This is a genomic window from Shewanella sp. POL2 (assembly GCF_000282755.1).
Lineage (GTDB): Bacteria > Pseudomonadota > Gammaproteobacteria > Enterobacterales > Shewanellaceae > Shewanella > Shewanella xiamenensis.
This window is the reverse complement of the sequence record NZ_AKZL01000018.1, coordinates 1-15,398: the sequence shown is the minus strand read 5'-3', so window position 1 is coordinate 15,398 and position 15,398 is coordinate 1. Positions and strand designations below refer to the sequence as shown.

12 protein-coding genes and 3 pseudogenes are annotated in these 15,398 nt (G+C 47.8%); 13 read left to right on the top strand and 2 right to left on the bottom strand.

The window, feature by feature from the left end; all coding sequences use genetic code 11:
• The first annotated feature begins 8 nt into the window (after positions 1 to 8).
• From rpmF to SHEWPOL2_RS06700, 10 genes and pseudogenes are all read left to right on the top strand, one after another.
• Positions 9 to 179: a 50S ribosomal protein L32 gene (gene rpmF / locus SHEWPOL2_RS06745; RefSeq protein WP_011072715.1), complete on the top strand. Its 171-nt coding sequence runs from the start codon at positions 9 to 11 to the stop codon at positions 177 to 179.
• A gap of 15 nt (positions 180 to 194) precedes the next feature.
• Positions 195 to 1,223 (top strand): phosphate acyltransferase PlsX, encoded by a 1,029-nt coding sequence (gene plsX, locus SHEWPOL2_RS06740; RefSeq protein WP_037427251.1) that lies wholly within the window; start codon positions 195 to 197, stop codon positions 1,221 to 1,223.
• 9 nt (positions 1,224 to 1,232) lie between these two features.
• Positions 1,233 to 2,191, top strand: a pseudogene (locus SHEWPOL2_RS06735) (beta-ketoacyl-ACP synthase III).
• 104 nt (positions 2,192 to 2,295) lie between these two features.
• On the top strand, positions 2,296 to 3,222 hold the full coding sequence (fabD, locus tag SHEWPOL2_RS06730) for an ACP S-malonyltransferase (RefSeq protein ID WP_037427248.1): 927 nt from the start codon (positions 2,296 to 2,298) through the stop codon (positions 3,220 to 3,222).
• A 9-nt stretch (positions 3,223 to 3,231) separates the two neighbouring features.
• Positions 3,232 to 3,978 carry a 3-oxoacyl-ACP reductase FabG gene (gene fabG, locus SHEWPOL2_RS06725; protein ID WP_037427245.1) on the top strand — a complete coding sequence of 249 codons (747 nt, stop codon included), beginning with the start codon at positions 3,232 to 3,234 and terminating at the stop codon, positions 3,976 to 3,978.
• Positions 3,979 to 4,141: 163 nt separating this feature from the next.
• Positions 4,142 to 4,375 (top strand): acyl carrier protein, encoded by a 234-nt coding sequence (acpP, locus tag SHEWPOL2_RS06720; RefSeq protein ID WP_006081231.1) that lies wholly within the window; start codon positions 4,142 to 4,144, stop codon positions 4,373 to 4,375.
• A 209-nt stretch (positions 4,376 to 4,584) separates the two neighbouring features.
• Entirely contained in the window at positions 4,585 to 5,823 is a 1,239-nt protein-coding gene (fabF, locus tag SHEWPOL2_RS06715) for a beta-ketoacyl-ACP synthase II (protein WP_037427243.1), read from the top strand.
• A gap of 178 nt (positions 5,824 to 6,001) precedes the next feature.
• Positions 6,002 to 6,370 (top strand): hypothetical protein, encoded by a 369-nt coding sequence (locus SHEWPOL2_RS06710; RefSeq protein ID WP_037419714.1) that lies wholly within the window; start codon positions 6,002 to 6,004, stop codon positions 6,368 to 6,370.
• Between the two features lie 116 nt (positions 6,371 to 6,486).
• On the top strand, positions 6,487 to 6,966 hold the full coding sequence (locus SHEWPOL2_RS06705) for an acyl-CoA thioesterase (RefSeq protein WP_037419717.1): 480 nt from the start codon (positions 6,487 to 6,489) through the stop codon (positions 6,964 to 6,966).
• A 326-nt stretch (positions 6,967 to 7,292) separates the two neighbouring features.
• The gene (locus SHEWPOL2_RS06700) at positions 7,293 to 8,168 is read left to right on the top strand and encodes an NAD(P)-dependent oxidoreductase (protein WP_037427241.1); all 876 of its coding nucleotides are present in this window, start codon (positions 7,293 to 7,295) and stop codon (positions 8,166 to 8,168) included.
• Between the two features lie 96 nt (positions 8,169 to 8,264).
• On the opposite strand, the gene SHEWPOL2_RS06695 is transcribed toward SHEWPOL2_RS06700, so the two are convergent.
• Entirely contained in the window at positions 8,265 to 9,113 is an 849-nt protein-coding gene (locus SHEWPOL2_RS06695) for a D-hexose-6-phosphate mutarotase (protein WP_037427240.1), read from the bottom strand.
• Positions 9,114 to 9,340: 227 nt separating this feature from the next.
• On the opposite strand from SHEWPOL2_RS06695, the gene SHEWPOL2_RS06690 reads away from it, so the two are divergent.
• The 3 genes and pseudogenes from SHEWPOL2_RS06690 to SHEWPOL2_RS06680 all read left to right on the top strand — a co-directional run bounded on the left by SHEWPOL2_RS06690 (position 9,341) and on the right by SHEWPOL2_RS06680 (position 14,925).
• Positions 9,341 to 11,131: an acyl-CoA dehydrogenase C-terminal domain-containing protein gene (locus SHEWPOL2_RS06690; protein ID WP_037427239.1), complete on the top strand. Its 1,791-nt coding sequence runs from the start codon at positions 9,341 to 9,343 to the stop codon at positions 11,129 to 11,131.
• 292 nt (positions 11,132 to 11,423) lie between these two features.
• Positions 11,424 to 13,652 (top strand): TonB-dependent siderophore receptor, encoded by a 2,229-nt coding sequence (locus SHEWPOL2_RS06685; protein WP_037427238.1) that lies wholly within the window; start codon positions 11,424 to 11,426, stop codon positions 13,650 to 13,652.
• Between the two features lie 264 nt (positions 13,653 to 13,916).
• Positions 13,917 to 14,925: pseudogene (locus SHEWPOL2_RS06680) on the top strand (patatin family protein).
• Positions 14,926 to 15,055: 130 nt separating this feature from the next.
• Here SHEWPOL2_RS06680 and SHEWPOL2_RS06675 read toward each other — a convergent pair.
• Positions 15,056 to 15,398, bottom strand: a pseudogene (locus SHEWPOL2_RS06675) (IS4 family transposase); the annotation flags it as partial.

Here is a 15,398-nt window from a genome sequence, read left to right as displayed (position 1 = left end):
CAGGGCCAATGGCTGTACAACAGAATAAAAAATCTCGTTCAAAGCGCGGTATGCGCCGTTCACATGACGCACTGAGCACTGCTCAGCTGTCTGTAGACGCTACCAGCGGTGAAGTCCATATGCGTCACAACGTGACTGCTGATGGTTTCTATCGCGGTAAAAAGGTAATCAACAAGTAATTTGTTGGTTTCCTAATGACGAGTCTGACGCTCGCGTTAGATGCGATGGGCGGTGATCATGGCCCCCACGTCACAGTGCCTGCAGCTTTGCGGGCACTACAATCTCATTCTTCCCTTAAAATCATTTTAGTCGGTGATAAGACTGAAATAGATGTCTATCTGCACCAAGCAGAACAAGAGTTACTCTCCCGTATTGAAGTCATTCACACCGATGAAGTGGTGAGTATGTCTGACAGGCCCGTGCACGCTTTGCGCACTCGTAAAAATAGTTCGATGCGTTTATCGATTGAACTGGTGCGAGATGGACGTGCTGCTGCGTGTGTGAGTGCGGGAAATACCGGCGCGTTAATGGCGATGGCCAAGGTGCTGTTAAAAACCTTGCCCGGCGTGGACAGACCTGCATTGGTCAGTTGTTTACCCTCCGTGACGCAAAAGCCAGTTTATTTATTGGATCTAGGTGCCAATATTTCCTGCGATTCCGAAACGCTATTCCAATTTGCCGTGATGGGCTCAGTGCTGTGTGAGGCCGTGGATAAAAAATCTCGCCCTAAAGTCGCACTCCTTAATGTGGGCACAGAAGAAATCAAAGGCAACGATCAGGTTCAACAAGCGGCACAAATACTGCAAAACACTGATCAGATTAATTACACCGGCTTTATTGAAGGTGATGAAATCTATTCTGGGAATGTTGATGTGATCGTTTGTGATGGTTTTGTGGGTAACATCACGCTCAAAACCTCTGAAGGCATTGCCAAGCTATTGGTACATCAGTTAAAACGGGGCCTAACCCAAGGTTTCTTCGTGCGTTTTTTGGCAAAACTCATCGCCCCCCGCATTCAGGCGGTTCTCAGCCAGATGAACCCCGACCACTATAATGGTGCAAGTCTGATAGGATTGCGCGGCATAGTTGTAAAGAGCCATGGAAATGCGGATGAAACTGCCTATTTACAAGCAATTAGTTTGGCAGTGACTGAAGCGCAACGTCGACTCCCCGAAATGATAAAAGATCGTTTGGAGTCGATTCTTTTAGATATAAATAACTGATTCCTCCTTATGCATACAAAAATTCTCGGAACTGGTAGTTACCTACCGGTGCAGGTGCGTAGTAATCAAGATTTGGAAAAAATGGTGGAAACCAGTGACCAATGGATTGTTGAACGCACTGGATTTCAGAGCGCCGCATTGCAGCGCAAGACGAAACTGTCTCAACGATGGGCTATCAGGCGGCATTAAATGCGTTAGAGATGGCCGGTATTGAGGCATCAGATTTAGATATGATCATTTGCGGTACAACCAGTGCGGCAAATGCATTCCCTGCCGCGGCCTGCGAAATCCAAGCCATGCTCGGTGTGCACACCATTCCAGCCTTCGATATCGCGGCGGCTTGTTCAGGCTTTGTGTATGCCTTATCGGTTGCGGACCAATTCGTTAAAAACGGTACCGCGAAAAAAGTCCTCGTGATTGGCGCTGATGTATTATCCCGTCTGTGTGAGCCGGAAGATCGTACCACCATTATTCTGTTTGGGGATGGTGCGGGGGCGGCGGTTATCGGTGCTTCCGATGAGCCCGGGATTATTTCAACCCATATTTATGCCGATGGTCGTCAAGGCGATTTGCTTAAGTGCGCTTTCCCACCACGTCAGGGGGAAACCTCTGAAGCGGTTGGTTTTATGACGATGAAAGGCAATGACGTCTTTAAAGTGGCGGTGACTCAGTTATCCCATGTCGTGACTGAAACCTTGCGCCTGAATAATATCGATAAGTCGGAAATCGACTGGTTGGTGCCGCATCAGGCTAACTTCCGCATTATTAATGCCACGGCGAAAAAGCTAGACATGAGCTTAGATAAAGTGGTGTTAACCCTTGCTAAGCATGGTAATACCTCGGCGGCTTCGGTACCTATTGCTCTGGATGAAGCTGTGCGTGATGGTCGGATCCAACGTGGTCAGCTCTTGCTGCTCGAAGCCTTTGGCGCTGGTTTTGCGTGGGGCAGTGCGCTCGTCCGTTTTTAACCGTATCTGTATACGAATAAATTCCTGCTCATCGTTATCTTGGTTAGCTGTCCAAGATAACGGTTTAGTGTTCAATAAATTAAGTTCGCCATAGGTAATTTGATATGGAAAATGTAGCTTTTGTATTCCCAGGCCAAGGTTCACAGGCCCTTGGCATGTTAGCCGAGCTGGCTGCTGTACAGCCGATCGTGGGACAAACCTTTGTCGAAGCGAGTGAGGTGTTAGGGTATGATTTGTGGGCATTAGTGCAAGACGGCCCCGTTGAAACCTTAAATGAAACCGATAAAACTCAGCCTGCTTTATTAGCGGCAAGTGTGGCGATTTGGCGTGCCTATGTTGCCTCTGGTAAAGCTATGCCTGCGATGTTAGCGGGTCACAGCCTAGGCGAATATTCTGCATTAGTTTGTGCTGGTGTGATCGACTTTAAAGATGCGATCAAACTGGTTGAACTACGTGGTCAATTGATGCAGCAAGCCGTACCCGCCGGTACTGGCGCTATGTACGCGATTATCGGTTTAGATAATGACGGTATTGCTAATGCGTGTATTGAAGCCGCTCAAGGCGAAGTGGTAAGCCCAGTTAACTTCAACAGCCCTGGCCAAGTGGTTATCGCCGGTCAAAAAGATGCGGTTGAACGCGCTGCTGCGGCCTGTAAAGCGGCGGGCGCCAAAATGGCGGTAGCCTTGCCTGTCAGCGTGCCATCACACTGCGCATTAATGAAACCTGCTGCTGATAAATTAGCTCTTGCGTTAAACGATGTGCAGTTTAATGCGCCGAGCATTACCGTTATTAATAACGTAGATGTGGCATCACCCACTGCGGTTGCCGACATTAAAGATGCGCTGGTGCGTCAACTGTATTGCCCTGTACGCTGGAGCGAAACTGTTGAATTAATGGCCGAAAAAGGCATTACCCAGTTAGTTGAGTGCGGTCCTGGTAAAGTATTGACAGGTCTTGCGAAACGCATTAATAAATCTCTTTCTGCCCAAGCAGTTAATGACGTTGCATCCCTTGCCGCGTTAACTGAATAAGGAGTTTGTATGAGTATCAATCTGAGTTTAGCGGGCAAAGTTGCCTTAGTGACAGGCGCGAGTCGTGGTATTGGCCGTGCGATTGCCGAAACCTTAGTCGAAGCCGGTGCGATTGTGGTTGGAACTGCCACAAGTGAGAAGGGCGCCGAAGCAATTCAAGAATATCTGGGTGACAAAGGTTTTGGTTTAGTGCTTAATGTTACCGATAGTCAATCCGTCACCGATTTATTCGATTCGATCAAAGAAAAAGCGGGTGATGTTGATATTCTAGTCAACAACGCGGGTATCACCCGTGATAATTTGCTGATGCGAATGAAAGATGATGAATGGAACGATATCATCGATACCAACCTGACATCATTGTTCAGACTATCAAAACCTGTGATGCGTACCATGATGAAAAAGCGTTTCGGCCGGATCATCAATATCGGTTCAGTGGTAGGCACTATGGGCAATGCAGGTCAAGTTAACTACTCGGCAGCAAAAGCTGGTTTGATCGGATTTACAAAATCTCTTGCAAGAGAGGTTGCATCTCGTCAAATTACAGTTAATGCTATCGCTCCTGGATTTATCCAGACCGATATGACTGATGAGCTGACCGAAGATCAGCAAAAAGCTATCATGTCTCAGGTTCCGATGGAACGATTAGGGCAAGCGCAAGAAATTGCCAATGCCGTACTCTTCTTGGCGTCGGACTCTGCCGCTTATATCACAGGCGAGACTTTGCATGTGAATGGCGGAATGTACATGGTTTAAGGGCGGATGGCAGGGATACTGTCGCAACTGAGTAGTGATCTGTATCAATTGGTCGCTAAATTTCGTGGTTAGACCACGAAAACTAAGCTTGCATTGTCAGCCAAATCTAATAAACTACTCGCAATCTTACGCAAGTGCGTAATTTGAATAGGAAAGAAAACTAATGAGCAACATCGAAGAACGTGTAAAGAAAATCATTGTAGAGCAACTGGGCGTTAAAGAAGAAGACGTTAAACCAGCGGCATCTTTCGTTGACGATCTGGGTGCAGATTCTCTGGACACTGTTGAGTTGGTTATGGCTCTGGAAGAAGAGTTTGATACCGAGATCCCTGATGAAGAAGCTGAAAAGATCACTACTGTTCAAGCAGCGATCGATTACGTTTCTAAGAATCAGTAATTCTGAATTCTAGAGAACAGGCGGCAAATATGCCGCCTGTTTTTGTTTTATCCCCGCCTAATTCTGCAATAGTGCCATTCAATCGTCTCTGGAAGCTGTGTTGAATTTATCCATGAGATGCTCGCCGCAGATTGGCGAAGACATTTTAATGATAGAACTGCATTTGTCTGTCATAACTTAATCTATTTAGCATTCAAAAGGTGACTGCCGTGTCTAAACGTCGTGTAGTGGTAACCGGTTTAGGGTTAGTAACGCCCGTGGGCAATACTGTCGACACTACTTGGAAAGCCCTGCTTTCGGGTAAGAGTGGGATTGCGCCCATAACCAAATTTGATGCCAGCGAATTTACCACTCGTTTCAGTGGTTCTGTAAAAGATTTCGATGTTGAGCAGTACTTAACTAAAAAAGACGCCCGCAAAATGGACCTCTTTATTCAGTATGGTATGGCTGCGGGCATCCAAGCTATCCAAGACTCAGGTCTGGATATGAGCAAAGAAAACCCTGGCCGTGTGGGTACCGCAATCGGTGCTGGCATGGGCGGTATGTGGTTGATTGAACAAAACCACAGCGCGCTATTAAGTGGTGGCCCTCGTAAAATTTCGCCTTTCTTCGTGCCAAGCACCATTATCAATATGATTGCCGGCCATTTATCGATTATGTACGGTATGACGGGCCCTAACTTTGCCGTCACTACCGCCTGTACTACCGGTGTGCATAATATCGGTTTTGCGGCGCGCACTATTGCCTATGGCGATGCTGACGTAATGGTTGCCGGTGGCGCCGAAGATGTGACTTGTCCACTCGGTGTTGGTGGTTTTGGTGCGGCCAAAGCGCTGTCAACCCGTAACGATGACCCAACGGCGGCCAGTCGCCCATGGGATAAAGACCGTGATGGTTTTGTCATCGGTGATGGTGCGGGTGTGATGGTGATGGAAGAATACGAGCACGCGAAGGCGCGCGGTGCGACCATTTATGGTGAACTCGTCGGCTTTGGTATGAGTGGTGATGCGTTCCATATGACATCGCCTCCAAGTGATGGAGCGGGCGCTGCGGCCGCTATGGTCAATGCAGTGAATGATGCTAAGCTGCCATTTGAAAAAATTGGTTATATCAATGCGCACGGCACTTCAACGCCTGCGGGTGATAAAGCTGAAGCGGCAGCGGTGAAATCTGTGTTTGGCGATCATGCCTACAACCTGCTTGTAAGCTCGACTAAGTCTATGACGGGTCACTTGCTGGGCGCTGCGGGTGCGGTTGAAGCGATTTTCACTCTGCTTGCGCTGCGCGATCAAGCCGTACCACCGACCATCAACCTCGATAATCCAGATGAAGGCTGTGATTTAGACTTCGTGGCGCACACTGCCCGTGATGTAAAGTTAGAGTATGCTCTGTGTAACTCCTTCGGATTTGGTGGCACTAACGGTTCATTGCTGTTTAAGAAAGTCTAAACAGCGGTTAGCTCGATAAAAAATGCGCCTACTGGCGCATTTTTTTATGCTCGAATTGTGCCTAATATCACTTTCTAACCTGCTGATATCCAAATAGTTAACCTTTGTTCATCAAGCTTGTTTAATGCCCTTTGCCGCCGATAATGACAGGCATATTCTATTTAAAAGGAAATCTGTCATGTTAAACCCTCTGGTGATCCCGCTTGTGCCTATCGTTGGTGCCGTAACCGCAAATTTGACCGAATTAATTCGTGGTGAATCCAAAGCTTGGCATCCTAATATGGATATCGGCATGAAGACCTTCACCTTTGCGATTGCGGCATATGTGTTGGTGTGGTTCGCCTTATTGGTGACCGCCATCAGTGTCGGTGGCAGTAACCATATGTCATCGGGATTTGAAGTGATTGGGTTGTTTTTGGCTGGGTTGGGTGTTTACACTTATGGCAAGGGCACTCGCTTTGTTAGCAGTCAATTACAGCTGTGGTTGTATCGCCTGGCGTTGCCGGGATTATTACTCTCCTGTGGGCTAATAAGTTACTTTGGCTAAATCGGTTCTCTTCACTGGGACAATCGTAATTATCTTTACGCTATTGCGCATTTCTATCGTAAACTCAACTTATTGCAAAATCATTGAGCCACAGAGGCTGAATAAGTTGAGGTTATATGGCTGGTATCGATAGACAAATTACCCTGAGATTTTTGTCAGAACCCGCAGATGTGAATTTTGGTGGTAAGGTTCACGGTGGCGCTGTGATGAAATGGATTGACCTTGCGGCTTATGCCTGTGCTGCGGGCTGGAGTGGTAAATATTGTATTACCGCCTATGCGGGTGGAATTCGATTTGTTCAGCCTATCCTCGTGGGAAATATCGTCGAAGTCAGCGCTAAGGTGATTTATACCGGTAAGACCTCTATGCACATCGGTATTGATGTGCGGGCAGGGGATCCTAAGGTCTCTGAGCGTCATCTCACCACTCACTGTATTGTCATCATGGTTGCCGTGGATGAAAATGGTCAACCTACACCCGTGCCTGAATGGGTGCCGCAGACTGAGTATGATATTCATCTGCGTGATTCCGCACTGCGCTTAATGGAAATGCGCAAGAAAATTGGCGCCGAAATGGAAGCACACGTACAAAAGTGATTTGGGTTAGTTATAAAAACAAAGGCGCCTCTGTGCGCCTTTGTTGTTTCTGTCGAACACTGCGTTTGTTGCCAAGTGCATTTTTACTCTGACGCTCGCCTAATCGAGTGCTACACTGCCGCCACCGTTTTAGCTACAGATTGACCTTTTAAGTTGAAACACTTGCTCGCATTTTTTTAGTTTGGGTAGGGTCTTTCTCGGAGTAACATAAGCGCGCATCCTGTGTGTCGTTAATCTATTGTGTTAATTCAGTGAGGTTAAATGAACGCAGTGCAAATGTGTGGTGTAAAACGTTTCACCTTGTTTATCAATTAAAGGAGTTCCTCATGGCAAAAGTCGCATTTATTGGTTTAGGCGTAATGGGTTACCCCATGGCAAGACACTTACTCAACAAGGGCCATGAGGTTACTGTGTATAACCGCACTTTTGCCAAGGCACAAACCTGGGTCGAGAACTACGGCGGTCGCTGCTGCCCAACGCCTAAAGAGGCGGCAATCGGCCAAGATATTGTTTTTACCTGCGTAGGCAACGATAACGACTTGCGCGAAGTGGTATTAGGCAATGATGGCGTCATTCATGGTATGGCTCAAGGCACTGTATTGGTTGACCATACGACGGCTTCAGCCGATGTGGCCCGTGAATTACATAAAATGCTGGCCGAAAAAGGCGTCGATTTTCTCGATGCACCTGTATCGGGTGGCCAAGCTGGTGCCGAAAATGGCGTACTGACCGTGATGGTTGGGGGCGATCAAACCGTGTTCGAGCGTGTTAAGCCCGTTATCGAAGCGTTTGCGCGTTGCGCTGAGCGCTTAGGTGAGGTTGGTGCCGGCCAACTCACTAAGATGGTCAATCAAATTTGTATCGCAGGTGTGGTTCAAGGCCTTGCCGAAGCGCTGCAATTTGCTCGTAAGGCCGGTCTTGACGGTGAAAAAGTGGTGGAAGTGATCAGTAAAGGTGCGGCGCAAAGCTGGCAGATGGAAAATCGCTACAAGACCATGTGGGGCCAAAGCTATGATTTTGGTTTTGCTGTCGATTGGATGCGTAAGGATTTAGGCATTGCCCTAGAAGAAGCTCGCCGCAATGGCTCGCACTTACCCTTAACCGCGCTTGTGGATCAGTTTTACTCAGAAGTTCAAGCCATGGGCGGTAATCGCTGGGACACCTCAAGCTTGTTAGCCCGTTTTGAGAAAAACCCTAAGTAGGCGGTTATTGCCAAACAGCTGGCCATCGTGGATTTGATGGCATAAAAAAGCCCAGTCATGCACAGGGCTTTTCATTGATGAGGTGATAAAGACCGATTAGTCTGCCCAGCGAATATGGGTAACTAAGCTGTGGCTCTCGCCGGGAGCCAGCGTTAACTTATCTTCAAGCACATTGGCAGCTTCGAGACACACCATGGTGAGATAGTCATCGTCATTAAAGCGGGCAAGACGGATCGATTTTTCAATCCAAGGGTTCCACAGCACGGCCGAGTGGCTATTTTCACGGCTCACTTCAATCACACCTTTGGGCGTATGTAAGTGTTGTACTGGACCTAGGTTGGTGTAAACGCGGTCGGTTTCGCGGTCAAATAGCACGTCATCCGTCGTTTGCGGGTAAGGCCCTTCGGAAAACTCAATATATTGAGCACCGCTAAAACCAGTGGCTTTAAGCTGGTGAATATCTTCAATCGGAAAATAGCTGTGTAGCGCTTGGGTGAGTGTAACCGGCACATCGCCAAGGTTAGTGTTAACTAAGCTGATACTTAAGGTTTCACCTAAGGTAAAGAGTACGTTGACTTGGGTATGGTGCGGCCAAAAGACCTTGTCTTCTTCGCTGATGGCTAAGCTAAAACGTAAATCCACCAGTTGATTACGCATCTCAACCGACTCGAGTGTCCAAATACGGGTACGGGCAAAACCATGTTGTGGGAAATTAGCTTGATTGCTCATACCAAACCAAGGCCAGCAGACGGGCACTCCGCCACGGATCCCATTACCGGGTTGATAGTCATCCGCTGAAGACACCCATAACAAGGGGGGCTTACCTACGGGTTGAAAATGATCGATTTGCGCGCCCTGTAAAAAAATTCTTGCTTGGCATAACGCAGTGTTCACTTCGACATAATCGAGCCCGTTTGCGTGTTTTTTGGTGGTAACAGAACCCATAGTAACAATATCCTCAACCTGATGACGTATCAGCAATACAGACACTTAGCTTACAAACTTTTGCACTTGAGCATAAGCCTTTGTTGCGATCAATTTACGGTTTTGCTGTTCGATTGTGCAAACAAAAGTCACTGCACAGAGGCTCAGATGCTTCCTTTTTCAACAGATTTAGCTAAAGTGGTCAGAGCACTTAGTCCATTGCCATAAAACAAGAAAGGGAAGCGATTATGCCAGTCTATCAAGCACCACTGCGTGACTATCAATTTATCCTCGATGAAATGTTGCATATTTATCAGCAAGATGCCCTAAAAGGCTTCGATGAGATCGACCCCGATCTGGTTGATGCCATCCTACAGGGTATGGCGGATTTCAGTACTGAGGTGATGTTGCCGTTAAATAGCGTGGGGGATGTGCAGGGCTGCAAACTCGTGGATGGCAAAGTGGTTACCCCCGAAGGTTTTGCCTACGCCTATCAGCAGTTTGTCGACAATGGTTGGCCGACACTGACCTGCGATCCTGCATACGGTGGCCAAGGGCTGCCCGAAGTAGTCGGGATTTTCGCCACCGAGATGCAAACCTCGACTAATATGGCCTTTGCCATGTATCCCGGCCTTACCCACGGCGCCTATGCGGCCATTCATGCCCACGGCAGTGAGGCACTTAAACAGAAATACTTAGCCAAATTAGTGAGTGGTGAATGGACTGGCACCATGAACCTAACCGAATCCCATGCCGGAACCGACTTAGCACTATTGCGTACTAAGGCCGTGCCTGCGGCGGACGGCTACTTTGCGATAACAGGTGAGAAGATTTTTATCTCCTCGGGCGACCATCAATTTACCGATAACATAGTGCACTTAGTGTTAGCACGCTTGCCCGATGCGCCCGAAGGGGTTAAGGGCATTTCGCTGTTTGCTGTGCCCAAAGTGTTAGTGAACAGTGATGGCAGTTTAGGTGAGGCGAACAGCCTCTATGCCAGTGGGCTTGAGCATAAAATGGGCATCCACGGCAACTCAACCTGTGTGATGGTATTTGAGGATGCACTCGGTGAGTTAGTGGGAGAACCCCACCAAGGGCTGCGCGCCATGTTTACCATGATGAACCAAGCGCGTTTGGGGGTTGGAATGCAGGGATTAGGCGTGTCCGAAATCGCCTATCAAAATGCCTTAGCCTATGCCAAGGACAGATTGCAGAGCCGCGCCATTAGTGGCGCTAAAGCGCCTGAAAAAGCTGCCGACCCGATTTTGGTACACGGTGATGTGCGCCGGATGTTGTTATCGCAAAAAGCCTTCAATGAAGGTGCCCGTGCACTTGTTGGCCAGCAGGCGCTGTGGCTTGATGAGGCTGAGCGCCATAGTGATCCTGCAAAAGCTAAAGCGGCCTCGCAATTAGCGGCCTTGTTTACGCCAGTGGTGAAGGGGTTTATCACAAACCGAGGCTTTAATGCCTGCGTGGATGCGCAGCAAGTGTTTGGTGGTCATGGTTATATCCACGAGTGGGGGATGGAGCAATTTGTGCGTGATAGCCGTATTGCACTGATTTATGAAGGGACTAACGGCATTCAGGCGCTCGATTTAGTTGGACGTAAACTGCTGAGCGATCGCGGCGCCGCAATGCAGCAATGGTCAACGCTGGTCACTGAATTTATTCAATCACAGGGCAAAGATGCGCAAATGCAGCCCTATGTGAGCGGGCTAATGGATTGCGCCACCGATTTACAAAAGGCGAGCGGTTATTTAGCGAGCCATGCAGCCAGCAATCCCGACATTATCGGCGCGGCATCGATGGCGTATCTGGAGTTATTTGGCATTACGGCTCTGGCATGGATGTGGGCGCGTATGGCCAAGATTGCGCTAACTGCGCTCGCAAATGGCACGCAAGAGGCGGAGTTTTACCAGGCTAAACTAAAAACGGCGGACTTTTATATGGCGTATTGGGCTGTGCAGAGCCGCAGCCTGCGTAAACAGTTGGAGCAGGCGAGTGAGATGCTAACCACGCTTGATGAGGCTGTTTTTTAAGTTTTTATATTCAAAGCGTATAGCCACTAAAAACAGTAAAAAGCCAGCAGCGTGATGCTGGCTTTTTTATTGGAGATGGCTTTCGTTAAACGCCATTCAGTAAGTGCTATGCACTAAGAGTCATGCCGCTATATCCACACATAACGAGTAGACTCTCTTTACAATTGTTACAAATCCTGACCGATGTAAATTTAAATGAGAATTATTGTCATCTAACAATCAAACTTTATAATGACGGCACATTTTAGATGACATGGGTAAACCATAGGTTTGCTCAAGGTTGGGGGACTTTGTGAAATCACGTTTTGCCTATTCAATACTAACGCTTGCCCTGATGCCGCATTTGGTCTTTGCGGTTGCGCCTAACGCTCAAGAGAGTAAACCCGAGCAAGAAAGTGCTTCAACGGCACAAGCCGATATACAAACCAACACACAGGCCGAAGCGCAAGCCAGCACACAAGCTGAGACTAAGGCGCCAGAGCGAATTGTCGTGCGTGGTCGCGCCATGCAAATGTATGTTGATAAAGAGACTGAAATCGGCACTAAAACGGCAATCAATGTGATGGAATTGCCGCAGTCTGTACAAGTGCTGACCGAGCAACTGATTGACGATCAAGCCGCTCGTAACATCACTGACTTATACCGCTCCATTGCCGGTGTGAGTGAATTTAGCTATTCCGGCGTGACCTTTCGTGGCTTTCGCGATGATGCAAACGTGTTTTACGATGGTGTACGTGGCGACCCGTATTCGGGATTTTCGGTGCCACAACTGTTCAATGTACAGCGGGTTGAAGTATTAAAAGGCCCTGCATCGGCACTCTATGGCGGCGGTGAACCCGGCGGAATGATTAACTATGTGACGAAGAAACCGACCTTTGTCGAGCGTAAAGAGCTCACCTTAAGCACGGGTAGCTACGATATGATGGGCGGCTCGCTGGATTTCACTGGCGGTTTAACTGAGGATTTAGCCTATCGATTGGGGGGCTACTATCAGCAGGAAGATAGCTTTCGTAACAATGCCGATAGCTTAAATGCCGAAGTGGCAGGTGGTTTACTCTATGAAATCAGTGAAGATACCAAGGTCACCACCACCTTCGATCTGATAAGGCAGGATTTGGGTGGCAATCGACTCCGTGGTGTACCCGTGGATGATGCGGGTAATTTCCTTGTCGATCCTTCCTACAATGCCAACGAGAAAAGCGATTTCCAGAAAATGGATGCCTTGGTGCTGCAAGCGATTCTCGATCATCAATTTAGTGATGATTTTTCGGTAAAAACTCAAATTCGTTACCTGAATAATGAATCCGATCAGCAATATCACGAATCCCGTGGTTGGGTCGATGTGAATGGTGATGGCAAGGCAAACAGCGCAGATGGTACGATCAAACGTGAATATCGTGTCCAATCCCGTGCCAATGACGAAATCAGTTTAACCAATGATTTTGTCTATCGTTTTAATGCCTTAGGTTTTGAGCATGAGTTCCTGTTTGGTGGTGATTATCACTACGTCGAAACCGAATACCATTACAAGTTGGCGACCAGTAAGGAAGGCGTGGGTAATCTGAATATCTTTGAGCTGAATTACGGTGAAACAAACCCAAGTGCTTATCAGTTAAAAGACATGGATACCGACGGTACCCGTGCCAACCGTTTTGGCCTCTATTTGCAAGAGCATCTGCATTTCAACGAGCAGTGGTCTTTAATTGCAGGTCTACGCTTTAGCCAGTTTGATGATTACGATAAAAAGACCGGATTCTCCTTTAGCGATAATGCCATTACCCCAAGGGCTGGATTGAATTATCGTCCAATCGATGCGATGTCTTTCTACTTGAACTACTCAGAGAGTTTCAATCCGGCAGCATTGTCTGATCAAGAGAGCATCAAAAGTGACGGCGCACTCGATCCCGAAACTGGTAATCAAATAGAACTTGGGATGAAAAACGAGTGGCTCGATGGCCAGTTTATGACCACGCTTGCACTCTATCGCATTGAAAAACAAAATGTGGCCCAGGCTAACCCTTTAGATACTGGGGATGACGATGGTATTCCGAATTTAGTTAATTTTGGCGAAGTACGTAGCCAAGGGGTGGAATGGACGCTGGTGGGTGATCTCACAGATAACCTTACCGTAACGGCTAACTATGCCTATAACGATACGGAAGTGATCAAGGGCGTGACCAACGACAGCCTAACCAACACCTTTGGCGACGGCAAACACTTTGCCAATGCGCCGCGCCATCAAGCAGGGCTATGGACGCGCTACGATATTCAAGCGATTGATTCCGCCATTGCTTTTGGGATGGACTATGTGGGTGAGCAATTTAGCCTCAATGGTCAAACGGTAAAACCCCATACAGTGTTTGATATGAGCTGGACGACCCAGTGGGACCAAACCCAAGTGCGCGTAAATCTGAAGAATATCTTCGATAAGGAATATGCTGTCAGCGGGTTTAGTGAGCGCAATGGCCATTTCCCCGGTGAGCCGCGCAATGTCACGCTTGAATTAACCCATAAGTTCTAACGTTAAGAAACCAAGTGCAATCTAAGCCAGCGTGACGATTCGCGGGCGTAGATTGCATATGCAACGCATTGTATCTACAAGCAACTTTACCTATAGCTTTTAACTATGTATGCGAGTATTGCATCGTTGCTAAAGTGCTTTAATTCACGCAAAACGCTTCTTATATTTATTTATCGATTACAACAATAGATTCTATCCGTTTTTTACTATGACTTTCTTTGTTTAGACTGGGCTTATCTATTCTCCATTGCGATAAGGTCAGTTATGCCGCCGATTAACCATTTATCCTCAGCTTCTCAATCTGTTACCGCGCCTAAAGTGGCGTTAATTGCAGAGGGTGGTGGTCAGCGCGGTATTTTTACCGCAGGCGTACTCGATGCTTGGCTTGATGCGGAGTTCGACCCTTTTCGATTTATTGATTGGTACCTCCGCTGGCTCGCAAAACTTGACGAGTTTCTTAGCTAGGCAAAAGGGATACGCTAAAAAACTTATCCGTGGCTTAACGCGTCATAAACGCTTCTATCAATTAGGACGAGGTCTGATTGGCGCCAATGTGATCGATCTCGACTGGTATTTTGACCAGATTCAACGTGGCAGCTTTAAGCTAGATTTAGCCGCGGCGAGTCAATCCCTCCGTGGGCGAGAACTTCTTATCACCACCACGCGAGTCAGCGATCGCCAAGGGTATTTCTTGAGCCCAACCAACCACGAACACTGGCGTGAACTACTTAAAGCCTCTAGCGCATTGCCTTTTTTATATAAACAAGGGGTGAAGTTAACACCTTGGTTAGCGATTGAATCTGCTAATCATGCCGAAGTTATGGCTGAGCCAGAGCAGGATTTTTATCTCGATGGTGGTTTAGCTGCGCCGCTACCTGTGCGTGAGGCGTATCGACGCGGCGCCCGTAAAATTGTGGTGGTCAGAACGGTGAATGAGGATTTTCAAGCCCAATCCGCTTGGGTACATAAACTCAAGTCGTGGATCTGCGTCTCAGGTTTTTGCCCTAAGACCATTGATTACTTAGTGCAGCATGAAGAGGCCTATCAGGCCGAGCTAGACTTTATTGCCAATCCTCCCGATGATGTTGAAATTGTGCAGATTTTTGCGAAGTCACCATTACAGAGTAAGCTGTTAGGTAGCACAGATGCGGATTTACGGATTGATTACCTGCAAGGAATAAAGGCGGGAAAGGCGTTTCTTGCTGGGTTCTCTTGGCAAATCTCTAAGGCTAAAGATGTGACGCCAGTTTTACCATTGGCAATATCGGCCTAGGTCATTGGTTCGCTTCTTCTTGAATCACTCAAGGTATTATTGCTCGGCCGTATTTTAGCTTGCTTGGCAAAGCTAAATGAATGGGGCAAAGCGTTAAAGGTAATAAAGCCACCCGAGGGCTGTCTCTTGATCACAAGTCTTCGTGATTGAGAGACATGGCCAATTCGTAACCCTCAAGGATGGTTTGTAACCTAAACCATCCTTCCCACAATACCTCTACACAAGCTCGACCTGTCCGCTTGGTATCTTTCCAACCCCCTAATCTGGCCAGACGCTCGTACGCCCACTGCATATCGGGTGCCTGTTGAGGTAACGGACGTCCCTCCATTTTCAGCCAAAGTAATTTCCACGCTTTCTGACCCAATAGCGTTTCACAACATTGTGCTGCCACTTCCGCTTTGGATACCTTCATAAAGCGAAGCTGGAGTAAGCGTGTGGCGATAAAAGCCAGTATCACACTCATACGCTCCAGA